14 protein-coding genes and 2 pseudogenes are annotated in these 18089 nt (G+C 59.0%); 4 read left to right on the top strand and 12 right to left on the bottom strand.

All coding sequences use genetic code 11. The annotated features are described in order from the left end of the window. Window positions 1-200 precede the first annotated feature (200 nt). From G7B69_RS09555 to G7B69_RS09545, 3 genes are read right to left on the bottom strand one after another with little or no spacing between them, the layout of a single operon-like run. Window positions 201-1838, bottom strand: a complete 1638-nt coding sequence (locus tag G7B69_RS09555) for a recombinase family protein (protein ID WP_166178613.1) — start codon at window positions 1836-1838, stop codon at window positions 201-203. After that, window positions 1835-2266, bottom strand: a complete 432-nt coding sequence (locus tag G7B69_RS09550) for a DUF2924 domain-containing protein (RefSeq protein ID WP_166178611.1) — start codon at window positions 2264-2266, stop codon at window positions 1835-1837. The genes G7B69_RS09555 and G7B69_RS09550 overlap by 4 nt, the downstream gene beginning before the upstream one ends. Beyond that, complete coding sequence (locus G7B69_RS09545) at window positions 2266-2595, bottom strand: DUF3489 domain-containing protein (protein ID WP_166178609.1); 330 nt, start codon at window positions 2593-2595, stop codon at window positions 2266-2268. The genes G7B69_RS09550 and G7B69_RS09545 overlap by 1 nt, the downstream gene beginning before the upstream one ends. Window positions 2596-2834: 239 nt before the next feature. Between G7B69_RS09545 and G7B69_RS09540 the strand changes: the two are divergent. After that, window positions 2835-3299 (top strand): annotated as a pseudogene (locus tag G7B69_RS09540) (elongation factor 4); the annotation flags it as partial. A 127-nt stretch (window positions 3300-3426) separates the two neighbouring features. Here G7B69_RS09540 and G7B69_RS09535 read toward each other — a convergent pair. The 4 genes from G7B69_RS09535 to G7B69_RS16710 all read right to left on the bottom strand — a co-directional run bounded on the left by G7B69_RS09535 (window position 3427) and on the right by G7B69_RS16710 (window position 8190). Then, window positions 3427-5019, bottom strand: a complete 1593-nt coding sequence (locus G7B69_RS09535; RefSeq protein WP_166178607.1) for a hypothetical protein — start codon at window positions 5017-5019, stop codon at window positions 3427-3429. Next, window positions 5016-6911 carry an SIR2 family protein gene (locus G7B69_RS09530; protein WP_166178605.1) on the bottom strand — a complete coding sequence of 632 codons (1896 nt, stop codon included), beginning with the start codon at window positions 6909-6911 and terminating at the stop codon, window positions 5016-5018. The genes G7B69_RS09535 and G7B69_RS09530 overlap by 4 nt, the downstream gene beginning before the upstream one ends. Window positions 6912-7101: 190 nt before the next feature. Next, window positions 7102-7701, bottom strand: a complete 600-nt coding sequence (locus G7B69_RS09525; RefSeq protein ID WP_166178603.1) for an SOS response-associated peptidase — start codon at window positions 7699-7701, stop codon at window positions 7102-7104. A 114-nt stretch (window positions 7702-7815) separates the two neighbouring features. Then, window positions 7816-8190 carry an excalibur calcium-binding domain-containing protein gene (locus G7B69_RS16710; protein WP_207785991.1) on the bottom strand — a complete coding sequence of 125 codons (375 nt, stop codon included), beginning with the start codon at window positions 8188-8190 and terminating at the stop codon, window positions 7816-7818. Between the two features lie 50 nt (window positions 8191-8240). Between G7B69_RS16710 and G7B69_RS09515 the strand changes: the two genes are divergently transcribed. Beyond that, on the top strand, window positions 8241-8942 hold the full coding sequence (locus G7B69_RS09515) for an HNH endonuclease (RefSeq protein WP_166178601.1): 702 nt from the start codon (window positions 8241-8243) through the stop codon (window positions 8940-8942). Between the two features lie 115 nt (window positions 8943-9057). Here G7B69_RS09515 and G7B69_RS09510 read toward each other — a convergent pair whose 3' ends face one another. The 4 genes and pseudogenes from G7B69_RS09510 to G7B69_RS09500 all read right to left on the bottom strand — a co-directional run bounded on the left by G7B69_RS09510 (window position 9058) and on the right by G7B69_RS09500 (window position 14625). After that, the gene (locus tag G7B69_RS09510; RefSeq protein WP_166178599.1) at window positions 9058-10374 is read right to left on the bottom strand and encodes an NAD(P)/FAD-dependent oxidoreductase; all 1317 of its coding nucleotides are present in this window, start codon (window positions 10372-10374) and stop codon (window positions 9058-9060) included. A 454-nt stretch (window positions 10375-10828) separates the two neighbouring features. After that, a complete protein-coding gene (locus tag G7B69_RS17010; RefSeq protein ID WP_341479180.1) occupies window positions 10829-11359 on the bottom strand; it encodes a zinc-binding dehydrogenase in 531 nt (176 codons plus the stop codon). 276 nt (window positions 11360-11635) lie between these two features. After that, window positions 11636-12223: pseudogene (locus G7B69_RS17005) on the bottom strand (alcohol dehydrogenase catalytic domain-containing protein); the annotation flags it as partial. Next, window positions 12193-14625: a TonB-dependent receptor gene (locus G7B69_RS09500; RefSeq protein WP_166178595.1), complete on the bottom strand. Its 2433-nt coding sequence runs from the start codon at window positions 14623-14625 to the stop codon at window positions 12193-12195. The pseudogene G7B69_RS17005 and the gene G7B69_RS09500, both read right to left, overlap by 31 nt. 471 nt (window positions 14626-15096) lie before the next feature. On the opposite strand from G7B69_RS09500, the gene G7B69_RS09495 reads away from it, so the two are divergent. Together G7B69_RS09495 and G7B69_RS09490 are read left to right on the top strand one after the other, a co-directional pair. Next, window positions 15097-15558 carry a (2Fe-2S)-binding protein gene (locus G7B69_RS09495; RefSeq protein ID WP_166178593.1) on the top strand — a complete coding sequence of 154 codons (462 nt, stop codon included), beginning with the start codon at window positions 15097-15099 and terminating at the stop codon, window positions 15556-15558. Further along, window positions 15555-17747, top strand: coding sequence for a xanthine dehydrogenase family protein molybdopterin-binding subunit (locus tag G7B69_RS09490; protein ID WP_166178591.1), 2193 nt, complete (start codon window positions 15555-15557; stop codon window positions 17745-17747). The genes G7B69_RS09495 and G7B69_RS09490 overlap by 4 nt, the downstream gene beginning before the upstream one ends. A 46-nt stretch (window positions 17748-17793) precedes the next feature. On the opposite strand, the gene G7B69_RS09485 is transcribed toward G7B69_RS09490, so the two are convergent. Continuing rightward, the coding region (locus G7B69_RS09485; RefSeq protein WP_166176166.1) for a phosphoenolpyruvate carboxykinase (ATP) at window positions 17794-18089 on the bottom strand (296 nt) is incomplete at its 5' end.

The raw sequence follows: 18089 nt of genomic DNA, 5'->3' as shown, positions 1-18089 counted from the left end.
CAGTCAGCCAAGCAGACATAATTTCGCCTTCGGGCGTCCTGCGCCCTGAAAGTGGCGCAGTTCTGCGGGGTTTGGCGCCATGAATTTCCGAGACGTGGGCGAGAGAGACCGCTACTTCGGACTGAGGACGGCCAACATCAGCCCCATTCTCTGTCTGGAGGTTCCCCGCCCACGCGGCAGGAAGGTGCGGTGGACCGCGCTCAGGCCTTAAAGCCGAGCAAGGCTTCCTGGTCGGCCCAATTGGTGGGAAGCGCGGTTTCGAGCAGCAAGGTCCGGTTGATCGCCTTCGGCTGGGCGCCTGCTGCAATGGACTCGATTATACGTGGACTCAGCCAGCTTACGCTCAACAGCTTGGCCAGCTGCTTGCGGCAGCGGCCCCCCTGTTTTGCCACCTGGTTGATGCTGAGTCCCGGGTTGCTGATGACGAGCTTCCGAGCTTCGAGTGCGTCAGCGATTAGCTCGACCAGCTTGTTATCCAGCGCGCCACGCTTGGCTTCGGCATCGATCCTGAGCTTGGCTTCGCGGAACGGCTTTCGATCTGGCAGCGGTATGCTCCAGCTGAGCTCACCACCCGTCCCGACCGCCAGCGCATCCGAGTTCAACACGACCTCGATTCGCTCGGCGCCAACCTGTATCGCGGCGATCAGATCCTGCAGGATTGCTTCGCGCGAACCTTCGAACGCAAGCCGGCAGGCGAGCAACCGACCAGTCTCGAACATGGTCCGCAGCTGTCCTGCTTCTTCGATCCCCGACAGTCGGCGCAGGGCATGCTCATCCTCTAACAGCTGGGTGAGTTTCACGACGAGATGTCGCTCGAGTTGCCCTTGTGCGAACCGCGTTGCTGGCTGATCGCTAGGCCGGGCAAGGTCCTTGCGGGTCTCGTAGTATGCGTAGCGGCGGCTTCGCTTGGTGGCATAGGTCGCGACCATCGGGCGTCCATGTGGATCGGTCAGCAGGCCGCGCAGCATGGCCTGTTGCGGGTCATTGGTTGGGCGCTTCCGCGGCGGTGCTTTCTCATTCAGGTGTGCCCGCACCGCATCCCACAGGTCTTCGTCCACGATCGCTTCGTGCTCGCCATCGTAGATCTGGCCCTTGTGTACGATCTTGCCGCGGTAGATCGGATTCTTGAGAAGGTGGAACAGGCTTCCACGGCGGAAGGGGATGCCTCCCCTGTGTGGCCCGCTGGTCCGATTCTGGACCTTGGTCACAATGCCTTCACGGCGCAGAACTTCGATCAGCGCGGGGACTGATCTGATGGCGAGATAGCGCCCCATGATCGTGCGCACCCGCTCGGCCTCTTCAGGCACCGGAACCAGTTTGCGAGCAACCACTTCGTATCCCAGCGGAACTGGGCCGCCCATCCACATGCCCTTCTTCTTCGACGCGGCGATCTTGTCGCGGATGCGCTCGCCGGTGACCTCGCGTTCGAACTGGGCAAATGACAGCAGCACATTGAGGGTCAGGCGCCCCATGCTGGTGGTGGTGTTGAATGCCTGCGTGACCGATACGAAACTGGCCTGCTTGGCATCCAGTTGTTCGACGATCTTGGCGAAGTCCGCGAGACTGCGGGTCAGGCGATCAACTTTGTAGACAATTATCACGTCGACCAGGCCCGCTTCGATATCGGCCAGCAGCAATTTCAGGCCGGGGCGCTCCATGCTCCCGCCCGAGAAGCCGCCATCGTCATAACGGTTCGGCAACAGGATCCAGCCCTCATGGCGCTGACTCAGGATGTAGGCTTCGCACGCCTCGCGCTGGGCATCGAGGCTGTTGAACTCCTGCTCCAGGCCGTCCTCGGTCGACTTGCGGGTGTATACCGCGCAACGCAGCGGCTTCATCGCTGTGGATCGGTCAGGCCAAAGAAGCCCGGCCCACTGCAATGCGACCCGCTAATGGCCTTGGCGATGGCGGTGAGTGATCGCCAATTGCGACCATCATACTCAAAGCCATTCTCTTGGACGGTCACGGTGTGGCCGACACCGTGCCAATCGCGGACCAGCCGGGTTCCGACGGTTAGCTTGCGGGGCGGCGGGCCCTTCCGTTCCCCTTCCTTGGGCTGCGCAGCCAGCTCACGTAGTAGAGATTTGGTCGAGCGGCTCACGCCGCCGAGCCTTTGCTCCTGCAGCCGATAGGCAAGTCCGAGTCGCAGCAGCTCGGGCGACAGGTTGGGAGCGGGCGCGGCATAGCGCCGTGCCCACCCCGCCTTCAGTTCGTCGGTCGTCATCTTCTCGAGGCGGTCGAGGGTAATGTAGGCGCGGCGTTCCATCAGCCCGCCACAACGCGGTAAACGCGCTCCTCGCCTTCTGCCTTCTCGCTAGTGACCTGGTGTCCCTTCTTCTTCAGGCCGGTCAGCGCGGCGCGCGTGGTGTGCGGCAGCCAGCCGGTGACAGCGACGAGCTGGGCGATCGTGGCGCCTTCGGATCGCTGAAGCATTTGCAGCACCAGGCTGGACTTGCTGGGCGGCTTGGGGGGCTTCGGTTCATCCTTGGGAGTGGGCGTGGAGGCTGGGGCCTCAACTGCGCCTGCTGATTTCGGCTCGCGGGCCATTCGGCGAGGGCGATTCGTGATCGGCTTGGCTTCAATGGTATCGATCATTGGGTGGTACTCCAAGGCGGAGCAGCACCTCGCTGCTCCCACCACCCAAGGCCCTGACGGTCGCGCCGGTCAGGGCTGCGGTCCTGGTTCAGGGCCGCGATTCACTAACGACACCAATGCTTGCGGTGACGGGGAAGTCCAATGGAATGTCGGGGTGCGGGATCTATTTTCGCAGAGTCCGGCTGAATGACCGCATTGCGCCACAACCTGCCCTCCAGGAGCGGACGGTGTGTCGCCCAAAGCTGCCGCTCAACGAGGTGGTGTTCGATTTCTACGACCGCCTGAAATCGATCAGCCGCGGCTACGCCAGCTTCGATTACGAGCAGATCGGCCTGCGCGAAGGCGACCTCGTCAAGATGAGCATCCTGGTCAACAACGAGCCGGTCGACGCGCTCAGCATGATCGTCCACCGCGCGGTCGCCGAGGAACGCGGCCGCGGCATGTGCGAGCGCCTGAAAGACCTGATCCCGCGCCACCTGTTCAAGATCCCGATCCAGGCCGCGATCGGCGGCAAGGTGATCGCCCGCGAGACCATCCAGGCCCTGCGCAAGGACGTCACCGCCAAGTGCTACGGCGGCGACATCTCGCGCAAGAAGAAGCTGCTGGAGAAGCAGAAGAAGGGCAAGGCCAGAATGAGGGAATACGGGAACGTCTCGATTCCCCAGGAGGCTTTCATCGCCGCGCTACGCATGGGTGAAGAGTGACCTCATTCTGAGGATGCGGGAGCGCCGGAGGCGGCCTGTCGCCGCGCAGGCGGGGAGCAATGTAAGCATTCCGCAGCAGGCATTTATTGCGGCGTTGCGGATGGGGAGGAGTAGAGGAAGCGCAGCTTCATGCTGCGGAACGTCTCGCTAGGCCCCGTAGAGCGCCGAATTTTTCGCTTTTCGCCACTTCTGGATTATCGGCCTCGATGCCATCTAGGATCTCGTTTAGTTTCACCGGAACTCCGTGATCCCCCACATGTGCATCCAAAAGCGTAATGGCATGAAGTGGATATCTCCTGAGGAGCGAAAGAGCTTCTTCATCAAATAGGAATTCAAACTCCCATGGTTTATCTTGGTCCCATGGGCGAACGAACTGAACGAAGTCGTCAACAGCCTGTGGAAACGACGAGCCAGCGTCGAGCATCAATTGGATCAGGCCGCGAGTGGTGCTTCTTGTTTGTAAGTTCGCAGCTCGGGGCCAGAGAAAATCAAGGATAGGCCTCACGACTGTCCGCCAGTGAGTTTCCGCGGAGTCCTCGTTTGCACGATATCTAAGAATTCGCGTGATCTCGCGCATTAAACCCGGTCCACCCGCTGCCACGGCATCGCGCGCTTCAGGTGACGGAAACTTCCACTTCGATCCCCTGCGCGTAGCTTTGAAGGCGGCTCTCACCAACAACAACGACTGACCCTCAGTACGACTGGATTGGTCAAACCGGCGAAATGTCGCGAGAAAGGCGCCCTTTGTCCGTTCGAATAGCTCCTGAGTGCCCAAGGACGGATGATGGAATCTTGCCTCCCAACGACGCTCCCAGCCAGGCGATGATTCTTGAAGCAATGGCACCAGCCGACTCCAGGTCCATTTCGACGCAATGAACTCCAACCACGGAAGGTGTTGCATCAGTGCGCACTGGGCGATCAAATCGTCATGTGCCGGCCAAATCATCGCCGCTTCGAGGCGCCGCGCGATGTCTTCGGGCATAGCCGCCCGACGGGTTAATTTCAGATCGATCAGTTTCTGGATGAGGAGTTCAACGAGTGCGCCGGAAGTGCTGTTTAGAACCGCCATCATTATGTCTTCTATTTCGTTTGGCGCTTCTGATTCATCATCCCGTCTTCCCTGCCCCAACCGATTTGAAATTTCGTCCCAAAGAGACAGTACCCGTGTCCATCCGTCGGGCAAAGTTTCAAGACTGGCTCTTTTGACCTTCAACCAGTCCACAATTGCGTTGAACGATTGATCGAACTTCGACAGGTCTTCGTCGATCAAGAATTTCAGCACTAGAGCGTCCAGTTCGCGGTTTGCAGTCTCCTCTCTCAGCTTGAAGAAAAGCTGCTGCCACTCCCCATTATCGATGTCTCCAAGTTGTGCTTGCGTCTTCAGTGCCTCAAACGCTAGTCCTGGGTTTTCCTGAGTGAAGTTCCGCCACAGTCCACTAAACGAGTGTCGATCTGCTTGCGCTTTTGCTCGGGCCTGGAGCAGAAGTTCACTCCCAGACAAACCCTTGAGAGCATTGGTGTCGCCCCGTTCTCCTGCGAAACTGCCGGACCAAATTGAGAACTCTGCTCGCTCTGTCCCGTCGAATTGCCAATCTGGGTGACGCGAGAGGATGTCGTCGAGGCGCGCCCTCGCTTCAGGTCCAAGGTCAACGCCCGCTGCCCGCAGCCGGAAGAGGCGTTTTCCTGCGGACCAATCTCTGAAGTCAGCGCTATCGCTCACCGTTCGTTGCCTTGCATCAGCCGTGCTTCGATTGCCGCTCGATCATCAATTGAAAATTCGGTCCATCGCTCGATCAGGAGCTGCATAACCTCCCTTTGGTAGTTTGCGCTCCAAAACACATCGTCACTGGCATTGATGAGAAAGCTCGCGGCAAGTGAAGCTTGGTGGACATTGGCTAAGGATAGAGCGTGCAGCCACAACCGAATTTCCCATTGGTCGGTCGACAACTGCCACGCCACACTTGCCGCGCGAGCCGCCCCCGGATCGGTGTTTGCCAAACGCTCCAAGATATTGGCTATTAATCGGATTATCTGAGATAAATTTCCCGAATCGAAATTTTGCGGGTGATCCTTGATTGAAGCCACTATCCAAACTGATGAGACCGGCCTCGGAACAAGGCTTTGACGTCGACGAAGGTGTTCCTTCAAAGATGAGATGAGATCTGTAAGTAGGGCCAAGTCATCGTTGGGCGGCCAAGACTTAAACACGTCGCCAGCTCTCACAAACGTGTCGCCAAGTTCAAAATCAATACTAGCGACTTGCTGAACGGTTTGACCGCTGCGGCGCGAACCGGACGAGTATCGGTATCCGAACTTGGCAATTGGAGTGAATACCTCGGCAATTAAGCTCCTCGCGTAGCCATTGGTGTCTCCCAGCTTTAGAATGCGAGAAAGGCGATAATGGGAGTCGGTAAGGGAACTCTCCGATTGACGTTTGGAATCGCAAAGTGCCAGCCAGAACGTTCGCCTTGTTTCGGATAAGGTCGAACTCCGAAGAACTTCAAACTCGATGATGTTGCGGGATCGACGCGTTAAAACAGACTGGTTTCTGAGAACCGCATCAATCATCTCTCTTTCAGAGAGGCGCTTGGCAATCCAATAACCATATTCGAGTGGGTGCTCTCGCTTCTCACTTCTTTCCAAGAGTACTTCCAGCCAGCGGCTTGTGGGGTTCGCTTCTTCGAGTAGTCGGTCGTTATCCCTCCTGCCGAGGATCCAGTCTAGAGCTTGCCAATCGGTCTCGATGAGGGCGCTCGTGCTCTGGCGGAATAGTGCTCGAAGGCGAAGCTTTGCCCAAGAGGTTGGATCATCGGCATAGTCGGCCCACCCCTCGATCGTTGCACGCAGTGCCGAATAATCCCTCTTCTTCGTGCGACGATCGCGAGGTGCCTTGTATAATAGCGGTATCGCTTGCCGGCCTTTCCAGACCTCGATCAGTTCATCGGCATTATCTTCATCCGCGACGATCGCATACAAGTTCTTGAATTCGAAACGCTTGCGATCAGCCGCAAGCGCATCAAATAAATAGCGTGTCGGCGGATCGTTTAAGCTGTAGCCCACTATGACAACATGCGAGTGCCGCAGTAGATCGTAAAGGTAACGTGAAGCCCAACCGCTCCGCAAGTACGCATCGCCGAACTCTGCGCTGGTTAAAACCAATTCCGACTCCGTCAATCTCGGCGTTTTGGGGTCGCGAATTCGCCCATGGAGGTGGAACACGCCTTTCCAACGCGTCGATCCCGGGCCAGGCATCCCGGCGGTGCAATGGCTCTCGATGTCGATGCCTTGAAAAAACTTCCAACTTCGCTCAAATAAGGTATCGAAATTGGTAGTAACTATACGATGATCTTTCACGCTTCTCGACAGACGCATAAGATCATAGTGAAATTTACTCTTATCTAGGTTGGTAGAGAGCGCCTTCGTTAATTCGCTGCGAACGGCATCTCCCCCATCTCCCATGCGCTCGGCAAGCGCGTTGAGTGTCCTATCAGGGGCTTTGAACCTGTCTGGGCATTTCATCCCTTCCGCTTCCGCCGGATAGTGATCCCAGCTTTCACCGAGCGATGTGTAAATATTGGTCACAAGCTCGATGAAGCCCGGCAGTTCCGGCATCGAGACGCCCGCACCACACAAAAAGACGACCTCCCCCTGTTCCTGGGCTTTGACAAGCGCAAAGGGGAGTGAGGGACCCCGGTCCTGAAACGATAGCCCGTCCATTAAGTGATTGTAGAACTATGTCGCTCCGGCTCAACTCGGGTCGGCGCACGATTAACAGATTCCGGCGATCGCAGCGCCAATGTAATTACCGCCGCACCCAACTCTCCCCCGTCCGCTCCGCCACCATCAGCTCCGGATAGGGCCGGCACAGCAGGCCCGCGTCGTCAGGCGCGCCGTCGAGCCAATCGGCCCAATCCTCGCGCTTGAGGATCACCGGCATACGGTCATGCACGTCGGCGACGTGCTGGCAGGCTTCGGTCATCACCATTGTGTATGCAGGGCCCCATTCGGGCGCGTCGCGCCACAGGCCGGCGACGGCGAAAACCTCCTGGTCCAGAAGCGTGAACCAGGTGCGCGTCTTGGCGCCTTTTTCGCCCTCGGCCTCGGCGAAGGCGCTGACCGGGATCAGGCAGCGCCGCTCGGCGAAGCTGTAGCGCCACATGAGGCCGTCGAGCTTGTCGGCGCGGGCGTTGTTGACCGGCTTGGGCTTGAGCGGCTGGCCGTTCTTGCCCTTGAGCACCAGCGGGAAGCCCCAGACCATGCTGCGCAGCTCGCCGCCAGCGACCACCAGTCCGGGATAACCGGGGTAGACCTCGGTGGCGAAGTTCCCGACGCTGCCGAGCTTGGCGTTGAACAGGTTGGCGACCTCGGCGGTGGCCTTGGTCATACGGTAGAGGTTGCACATCTTGTTTGCTTATCCTGAAGCGCCGGCAGCGATCACAAAAAACAGCAGCGCATGTCCGGATACCTCGAGGATCCGCTTCAGAGGGGACGGTCCGCTACCGGCCATCGTGTGCCGTCAGGGGTAGGGCTCACACGCTATGCCATCGCCGTCGGCATCAAGCCCGGCGCGATAACCTGGCTGGCCTCTATAGATTGGAGCCTTCCCAGCGGCTCGTGCTTCATCGCAATAGCGGAAATAGGTTGGCACTGTTGAGGTGGTGCTCGAGCCAACGAGAGGAGAGTTGAATCGGGAAAGAAGCGTTGATGCGCGCGCATCCCCGTTTTCGTCATTCGACGTGAGGTAGCCGATTGCTCCTCCCAAGATGCTCGCGATGAGAGCGAGTTTGGCCAACTTCACCAAGGAGGACCGGTGCTGAGCGCGAACGCGCTTTTGGCGGTGAATCTCACCTTCGCGTATGGGTATTGCACGAAAAGGTTTTCGTAAGGACATCAGACACCTCTGCGCATACAATGTAGCATAAAGGACAGTTGGGGGGACAAATGGCTAAGGGCGAAATCATCTCTTATTTCGACATGTGTCAGCGCGAGGGCACTAGTCTTCAGCGAGGAATGAATTTCCGCCTCCGTGGGCGCCATTCGGTGATCCTCATGTCACGTCGACCGAACGCGCTCTACGCCGACCGCATCGAAGAAGATGGCACCGTCTTGGTTTATGAAGGTCACGATGAGCCTAAGACGGCAGACAACCCTATGCCCAAGCTAGTTGACCAGCCGGAATTTCTGCCGTCCGGCCGACCCACTGAGAATGGCAAATTCGCAGCCGCGGCTCGGCAATTTAAGGCTGGCATGAAAGGCGCCGATATCGTCCGCGTCTACGAGAAGCTCCACAAGGGGATCTGGTCAGACAACGGCTACTTTCAACTCGTCGATAGCTGGTGCGAAAACGACGGACGGCGTGACGTCTTCAAATTCAAATTGGTCGCAGTCGACATAGACGAGGACGACCAGCAAGCTGAGGCGGCGCCGCTGGACGAAAGCCACAGACGAAGGATTATTCCGTCGGTAGTGAAGCAGGAAGTCTGGAAGCGGGACCGGGCGAGGTGCGTCAGGTGTGGCGCGACTGATGAGCTCCACTTCGACCACGTGGTGCCATTTTCCAAAGGCGGCACATCTCTAACTGCGGAAAATGTGCAGTTGCTCTGCGCTCGCCACAATCTGCAGAAGAGCGCGAACATCGAGTAGTTTCGTCGGCAATCTCGTGATCTGTAGGCAAAGCGGACGGTCAGCTGTCGGCCACTAAGCGCCGCTCACGCGAACGAACCTTTTGCGTCAGGAGCGGCCCAACCAGAAGAGACCTTCAATGTAGTTTGAGCCGCGGGCGAATGATCCGGTTGACTCTGCCGACCAACATGAGCGCGAGGCCCTTTAGCCAGCCGTGGATGGCGATCAGATGCATGCGGTAGAGTGATGTGTAGACCAGACGCGCCAGACGGCCCTCAACCGCCATCCGCCCGCCGACCAGGTTGCCCATCAGACTCCCGACTGTTGAGTAGCGGCTCAACGACACGAGCGAGCCGTGGTCGTGATAGACGAACCGCTCTAGTGGCTGGCCCCGCTGTAGACGGACGAGGTTGTGGTAGACGGCGGTTGCCATCTGGTGCGCCGCCTGCGCTCGCGGTGGCACAGGCCGCTCGGCGCCGGGCGGGGTATACGAACAGCAATCGCCGATCGCGAAGATGCGCTCGTCGCGCGTGGTCTGGAGCGTGTCACGGACGATCAACTGGTTGTTGCGGTTCACCTCCAGCCCGAGGTCAGCGAGGGCGCCGGGCGCACGCACTCCGGCCGCCCAGACCATGAGGTCGGCTTCAATGCGTCTCCCATCGGCAGTCAAAATCGCGTGCGGGACCGCTTCAATCACCTGTACACTGGTGAGGACGCTTACGCCGAGCGCTTCCAGCTCGGCCTTGGCTGCGTCCGCCAGGCGCTCGGGCAAGGCGGGGAGGATGCGAGGGCCCGCTTCGATCACGCAAACCTGCAGCCGGCTCTCGTCGAACACCTCGAGCCCGTAGTGCCGCAAGGCGGCGGCCGCATTGTAGAGCTCGGCCGCGAGCTCGACCCCGGTCGCTCCGCCGCCAACAATGGCAATGCGCACCTTGGCGTCGATGCCCGGGTCGCCGTGCATTGCGCGTGAAACGCTCAGGCAGTGATCGAGCAGCCGATTGCGGAATCGATCGGCACCGGCGCGGTCGTCGAGGAACATGCAATGCTCGGCGACGCCGGGAATGCCGAAATCATTGGTGACCGAGCCAACGGCGATCACCAGGTAGTCGAAGCGGATCGCATGGCGGCCGACCAATTCGCTACCGTCTTCGTCGAGCAGCGGCGCGAGAAGCACTTCTCCAGTCTCACGGTTGATGCTCTCGAACGCCCCGTTGAAGAACCGGTATCCCCAGCGGTGGCAGTGGCTGCGATAGCCCACCTCGTCGAGGTTTGCATCAAGCGACCCCCCAGCCACTTCATGCAGCAGCGGTTTCCAAATGTGAGTACGATTCCTTTCGATCAGAATGATGTCGTGGTGCTTGCGCCCGTACTTCGCTCCCAGGCGCCGAGCCAGCTCAAGACCCCCTGCGCCGCCACCCACTACAACGATCTGTGTCTTGCGCCGCAATTTCACCCCCGTGGCAAAGTGGCCCACTATGCTGAAACGTGGCCGCCGACGAAAGCACCGTCCGCTAACTTCTTTGGACTCCTGATGGCAGTGGGTCCGCTTGCGGTCACTCCAAGCCATTCAGATGCCGTGGCAAGGTAGGTCCGCGAAGCGTGGCAAGCGGAAGTCGTGAATTGGAGTCAGGCGGCCTTTAATGTCGCCCTGGGGCCACTTCTATTCCACCTGCTCTGTAGCGCGACGGATTACCTTTCGCTCTTTGCAGCAGATCAAGCAAATACCCATTTCACGGATGAATTCGCCGGTGGTAGCCAGCGCGGCCGTAATCAGCGCCGGATGCGACGAACCGAAGGGCAGCCCCAAACCCTCGCGGATGCAGGCATTGCAAACCGGGCGCCGCTCATGCCGTGTCATTAAGTCATGTGTCCGCTGCGAAACCTTCTTCCCCTCGTCCTCGCAACGTTCAAGATAGCAAGATCACCGGCTTTACCACTATCCCGCGCTCGACATCGGCGATGGCGCTATTGATATCATCCAACTGATAGGTTGTCACAAGCCGATCGATCGGGAAGCGGCCATCGAGATACAGATCGATCATTCTCGGAATGAACTCCTCCGGGACACTGTCGCCTTCGACGATGCCGCGTATCATCTTTCCTCCGACAATAAGCTCGGTGATATCGAAGCTGCATTCGCTCCCAAATGCCGGCGCACCGACGATTCCGCAGATTCCGCGCTGTCCCAGCGTGTCTATGGCCTGATGTAGCACCCGCGGTAGGCCGCTCGCTTCGAGCGTGAAATCGGCCCCGCCTCCGCTCGCGGCCAGGATTTCCTTCACCACATCGGCCTGCGTTGCATTGATTATCACATCCGCTCCCAATTCGCTGGCTAGGGACAGCCTCGCCGGATTTACGTCGACCACAATAATTGGCGAGGCGTCCACTAGGCGCGCAGCCATAACGGCACTCAGACCGACCGCACCGGCGCCAAACACGGCCAAGCTCTGCCCCGCCGTTGGGCGCAAGGCGTTTAGGATGGCGCCAGCGCCCGTCTGCACCCCGCAGCCAAGCGGACCAAGCAGCGCAAGAGGAACGTCGCGACGCACTTTCACAGCGTTACGGGCGTTCGTAACCGCAAGCGTGGAGAACGATGACTGGCCAAAGAAGTGACCATGCAGAGGTTGGCCGTGAGCATCGCATATCGCGCTACTTCCGTCGCAACGGGAACCGCCAAAGCACAGCTCGAACAGGTTCACGCAATAAGCGGGTGCGCCGGCACGGCACGTGGAGCAGCTCCCACAAGATAGGAAGCTCAACACTACGTGGTCGCCTGGCTCAACATGGCGAACGCCGGCACCAACTGCTTCGACGACCCCGGCTCCTTCATGACCGAGCACGATCGGCTGTGGAACCGGATAGAGCTGGTCGCGGGCAATCAGATCCGTGTGACACACTCCCGTGGCCACCAACCGGACCAGGATCTCGTCATCACGCGGGGCCTCTAAGCTGATGTCTTCAATCGTGAAGGCTGCGCGCGGGGACCGAGAGACTGCCGCTTTCGCGTAGTGCCGCGGCGCCCCCCCAGCCTGCTCAGATGTCGGCTCGGCGCACTTGAGGTGAGATGAAGTCACGTTCTTGCCTCCAAGGTCATCGCTCGATCGGGCATCGCCTGGATGCTGTGAAAAACGCCGGCCGCGGCGGCACGAGGTCTCTATCTCGGGTGTTCTAAAGAAGCGCGGGCACGAAATGCTGCCCCGTTCAAGGCGTCGGCCGGATGAGCGCGCTGTCAGGTTGATACCAGCTAGCTCATCCGGGCCGATCGGGCATTCTAGTAACGGTAGCGAAGCCGGAGAAACCATTCCGAGCCGCGGGAATAGGTCCCTTCTGCGAACCCGGCGGCGCCCAGCGACTCATATCCCGCAGTCAGGTATTTCTCGTTGGTCAGGTTCGTGACGCCCGCGGACAGGGTCCAATGCTCGTCCTGGTCCGAGATGGACGCGCTAGCGCTCACCAGAGTGACCGCCTTCTGAAAGAGGACGGGCGTGTTGTTGGCCGTCAAGAACTGCGACCCTTTGTAGGAGACATCCCCCCGGAAGCTGATCTTGCCGAAGGGCAACTCGAAGCTGCCGATCGTGACACCACCTGTTGCCGTCCACTTCGGTACGTAGGGCAGCTTGCTGTTCAGCGTCACTTCGGTCGCCAGCGGAGAAACTTCGACATATTTGGCATCAGTATAACCGAGGTCCCCATTCAGGAGCAGCCATTCGGCCAAGCGGGTTTCGGTTTCGAGCTCGAACCCTTGGATTCTCGCACGGCCGGCATTGCGGGTTGTCGGCGTCGCGCCGCCGAACAACGCGCCGCTCGGATCGAAGACCGTGATCTGGAGACCGTTATAGTGCGCCAGGAACGCCGCTGCGTTGACGCGTAGGCGATGGTCGAAAAACTCGGTCTTAATGCCCGCTTCGTAGCTTGTCACAAATTCCGGGTTGAAGTTGGGAACTTGCGGCAGTGGGGGGAATACACGCTGGGTGAACCCGCCACTCTTGAAGCCCTTGGAATAGCTGACATAGCCAAGGACATCCGGCGTGAGGCGATAGTCCACGCTGACTGACGGTGTGAACTCCTTAGACCTGGTGGTGCCCCATATGGGAGGCAGGATGCGATCGCCGTTCGGGTTAAGCGTCAGGTCTGGAATGAAGAGGCGGCTCAGGAAGAGGATCGATCCGCCGGTTTTGTCCAGCGTGATCAACTGATCCGGCAGGAACCGCTTCGTCTCGTCCGTATAGCGCCCGCCCAGCGTCACGCTTAGCGCATCGGTCAACTTGTAGGTCCCCTGGGCGAAAGCGGCATAGCTGTCGTTGTCGACAAAGCCGCCGCTCAGGAAATCCGCCAGGGAAGCGATGAGGTGATTACGATCGGTGCCCTTCTCTTTGAGATAGAACAAGCCGACAAGCCAGTTCAGGCGATCGTCGAATGCCTTCCCAGTTAGCTGGAATTCCTGGCTAAATTGCTTCTGATAATAGTCATTAGAGGCTTCCAGGACGTGGAGCGGTGACGAATCATTATCGAGAAAGAAGTGGCTCGACAGCTTGCGATAGGCTGTGATGGATTTCAGGTTCGCAACCCCGATGTCCCAATCCATGACTGCGGAAACGCCCCACAGGTCGAGGTCAGACGTGTTCGGCGCGGAGGCATTGGTGGTGTAATTGTTGCCGGTAATCCATCGTGAACTGTAACAGCGTGGATCGCTCGTCGGCGCGGGCACGCCCGGCGCACCGCAGATCGTGAGCGGCGGGTGGCCGGCGGCAATCGGTGCCGCGACCCAGTTATAGAACTGGCTGAACAGGTTGAGCGATGGATCGGTAGATCCGTTCACCGCCAGCAAGGTGGTTGGCAAGGCCTCCTCGCGCGTGTGCGTGTAGTCGCCCGACAGGAGAATACTGAAATTGCTCGATGGTTCGATGAGCGCCTGCAGGCGGCCGGCAAGACTGTTCTGATTGCCCATTTTCTCGCCGTCAACCAGCCGCTTCACGTAGCCGTCACGGCTCTGATATGAGACGGTGGCACGAAGCTTAAGGATGTCGCTCACAGGCACGTTGAGCATGCCGCGGAAATCCGCGCGATTATACCGTCCAGTTGTTGCTTCGGCCTCAGCCTCGAACGAAGACGAAGGTTTCTTCGACGTGACGACGATGGCACCACCGATGGTGTTCTTGCCGAACAGTGTACCCTGCGGCCCACGCAGCACCTGGACACTCTGCACATCGGCGGTATCGAGCAGCGCCCCGACCGAGCGACTGACATAGACCCCGTCAACGTACAAGCCGACGCCCGGATCGATCGTAAGGTTGAAGTCGCTCTGTCCCACGCCACGAATGAAGGTCGTAAGGACGAAACTCGAACCCGACGATGCAGCCCCTTTTTCAAAGCTGACATTGGGCGCAAAGTTGCCGATTTCGGCGATGTTGGTGACTTGTCGCGAGTTAAGAGTGTCGGAAGAAAACGCTGAAATCGATATGGGAGTATCCTGAAGATTCTCCTCGCGCTTTCGCGCTGTAACGACGATGGTCTCCAGCCCCCGGTCTTCCTCAGTTTGTTGACTGGCCCCCTGCTCGTCCGTGGACTTTGCCACCGGCTTGGCCGCAGCGTCGGGGTCGTCTTGGGCCCATGCCGCCGCCGGCAAAGTCACTGCGAGCGCTGAACTCGCCAGGATCAGTCGACGCCAACGCCTTCCGAAAAAACTAGACTGCTGATACCCCATAATCACCTCCCAATTTCACGCTGCCCCGGCAATCCTTGGCGCCAAGCGTCGGGCGGAGGATGAAGGTATTTCACCTCACCTCTCGAGACGGCAAGACGTTTCAATCGTTCATATTATCGGATTGTATTATTGTCAGGTGACGACCGAGCATGCAAGCTTTTTTTGCGACTGCCATCGCGTAAGATGCGGAGGCCGTAAGTGATTTATATATCACGATAAAAATGAGCTTCGCTTCTAGACGGCCTCGTTGGGATCTCCAATTTGGTCTGCAACCGTCCTCGCGGCTCTGGTGTTTTGGAATGCTGCGGTTGACACCGAATGTCGGTTTCACATAATACAATCATATGAAATGGGAGTGGTACTCGCTCGAAAGGTGGGTCGCGCTCATCAAGTCGCGAACCGAGGAGCAGGCTTTTGCTATCGCGCTGAGCGATGCAGTTGCCACCGTTTGGAAAGGCGCGCGAAGACTCAATGGCTGAAACCACTTTGACGATTAATGGGCAGGCCAAGAACGTCCTAGTCGATCCCCAAACTCCATTGCTTTGGGTCATTCGCGAGCATCTCAAGCTTTCGGGCACAAAGTTCGGCTGTGGCGCCGGCCTCTGCGGAGCTTGCACAGTTCACCTCGATGGAGAAGCGGTCCGCTCATGCCAGGTGAAGATTAGTGACGTCGGCGAGGCAAAAGTCACCACTATCGAGGGATTATCTCCAGACTCCAGCCACCCTCTCCAGAGAGCCTGGATCGAGTTCCAAGTTCCGCAATGCGGCTACTGTCAGTCGGGTCAGATCATGCAGGCGGCCAGCTTGTTGACCAAGAATCCTAAACCAACCCGCAATGAGATTGTGGCGGCGATGAACGGGAATATTTGTCGCTGCGGGACGTACGGCCAGATTGTTTCAGCCATTGAAAGCGCATCTGGGAGGCAGGAATGATCTCGAGCCGGATCGCGGTTCACGCCCTTACACGCCGCTCCTTCCTCATTTCCGCGAGTGCCGTCAACGTGGTCCTGCTGCTGGGATCCGACTTCGCAGCCGCCGGGCAGAACGCTTCCTTCACTCCCAATGCGTGGGTGGCCATCGACGAAGACGATTACGTCACAATCGTCGCCCCAGCGGCCGAGATGGGTCAGGGTGTGCGAACCGCACTGCCGTTGATCCTTGCTGAGGAGCTGGACGCGGACTGGAGTCGAGTTCGCGTCACAGAAACGCCGCAGGACTCGGAAGTTTTTGGCAACCCGGCGTTCACTCCGTTGTTCGGAAGTCCCCAGCTCACGACAGTGAGCAGTCTAACGGTGGCCGGCTATTACGATAAGCTGCGCCTCGCAGGCGCTCAGGCGCGCAAGATCCTCATGACCAAGACTGCCGGAATTTGGAATGTGCCGCTCAACGAGTTGAGCACGGCGCCCGGTCAAGTTCTCCATGTCAAAACGGGCCGGACGATGAGCTTCGGCGCAATCGCGAAGCATCCGTCGGCCGTCGGGTATGTTGCAGATGTGACGTTGGGAGAGCTGAAGAAACCATCTCATTTTCGTCTAATCGGCCGGGATGTCGGTCGCGTTGATGTGCCTTCCAAAGTCGACGGCTCAGCGCGGTATGCGATCGATACGCAACAACCTGGGATGCTCTACGCCTGCGTCGCGTTTCCGGAGGTGCAGCATGAGCGGCCGATGTCAGTGGACGATTCCGCTGCAAAGGGCGTTCCTGGTGTCATCAAGATCGTCAGCCTGCCAGTCGGCGTGGGTATCATCGCAGAAAATATCGAGGCCGCGATGTTGGCCAAGAGCCACCTCAAGGTCGAATGGTCCGCCACTTCAAAGGCTCGAGACTATGACAGCGACCTCGTCCTCGCCGACTATCAGCGGCTCGCAAGAGATCGAACGCAGGCCGCAACCACTATGTTCGCGGCTGGAAACTCTGCCGCCGCAATCGAGGGGAGCGCCTCAGTCCTGACGGCTGAATTCTTTTCCGAGCACCTTGCTCATATGACCATGGAGCCCTTGAACGTTACGGTCAAAGTTGATGGCGACGTGATTGATATCTGGTCTGGTACACAAGGGCCGACCAGACTAAAGATGCTCGCTGCGCAATTCGGTCACACCACTCCGGATAAGGTGAATGTGCATGCCCAGCTGCTTGGCGGGGCGTTTGGTCGCCGACTTGATGGCGACGACATGCTCGTCGCGCTCATGCTCGCGCAATCTGTGCCGGGACGGCCAGTCAAAATGATCTGGCTCCGTGAAGATGACATTCGCAACGATAAGCTGCGGCCTTTGACGGCGCAACGCGTCGAACTCGGTCTCAACGCCGAGGGCGACATTTTGGGCTGGCGGCATCGCATTGTGAACGAATCCTACCTGGTGCGCATCCTTCCTCCAATGGAGGGCGAACTGAGAGACGAAGTCTCAGGAGGCGGTGGGGAGTTTAGCTACGCCATACCCAACCATAGCGTTGAATGGGTACGAGCACCCCGAGGGGTCGATGTGGGGGCTTGGCGCGGTATCGCAGCCGGGTTCACGAAATTTGCCATCGAAGTACTGATCGATGAAGTTGCCGTGCTCAGGCGGATGGATCCGCTCGCGTATCGGCTGTCGCTACTGGGAGAAAACCCTCGAGCCATCGCGGTATTGAACCGGGTCGCGAAAATGGCTCGCTATGATACCGGCCGGAAGGATCGCGCAGTCGGGATCGCCTATTCGGATGCCCTTCGGAGCCACACAGCGGCCGCGGCCGAAGTCTCCGTGGACCCGGACACCGGAAAAATCGTGATCCACCACCTTTGGGCCGCAATAGATGCCGGAATCGCCGTCCAACCCGGCAATGTTGTCGCCCAGGTAACGGGCGCAATGGTCTTCGGGCTCGGGGCCGCGCTAAAGGAGCAAATGGCTATCAAGGGTGGCGTAATGCAGGCCGGCAACTTCCATAACTACCCCGTTCTGAGGATGTCTGAAATCCCGCCAATGGAGGTGTCCGTTATCTCTACAGACAACCCTCCATCCGGCATTGCTGAAGCCGGTGTCCCGATTGTGGCGCCTGCGATCGCAAACGCGGTGGCGAAGCTAACCGGGAAGCGATTGCGCCATTTGCCGATGACGCCGCAACGTGTGCGAGAGGCGCTACAATAGGTTTGGGAGCAGGTCCGATTGTGGGAGGGTTATTTGGCTCGGCGCCTCAGGCGGCTTGCGGGGCAGCGTCCCTGACGCCCTGGTCAACATGAGCCTCGAACTGAGCGAAGTTGTCCACGAACAGCGAGACCAGCTTCTCCGCGGTGCGGTCGTAGTCTTCCTTGTCCGCCCAGGTCGAGCGTGGGTCGAGTATCGCGCTGTCGACGCCTTCGACTGCCACCGGAACGTCGAAGCCGAAGTTCGGGTCCTTGCGGAACTCGGCATCCTGCAGCGTGCCGTCGAGCGCGGCGTTGAGCAGCGCGCGGGTGGCCTTGATCGGCATCCGCTTGCCGGTACCGTATT

The organism is Croceibacterium segetis (assembly GCF_011320115.1).
Lineage (GTDB): Bacteria > Pseudomonadota > Alphaproteobacteria > Sphingomonadales > Sphingomonadaceae > Croceibacterium_B > Croceibacterium_B segetis.
Note: the sequence above shows the minus strand (reverse complement) of the source record. Positions and strands in the feature narration are given on the sequence as shown.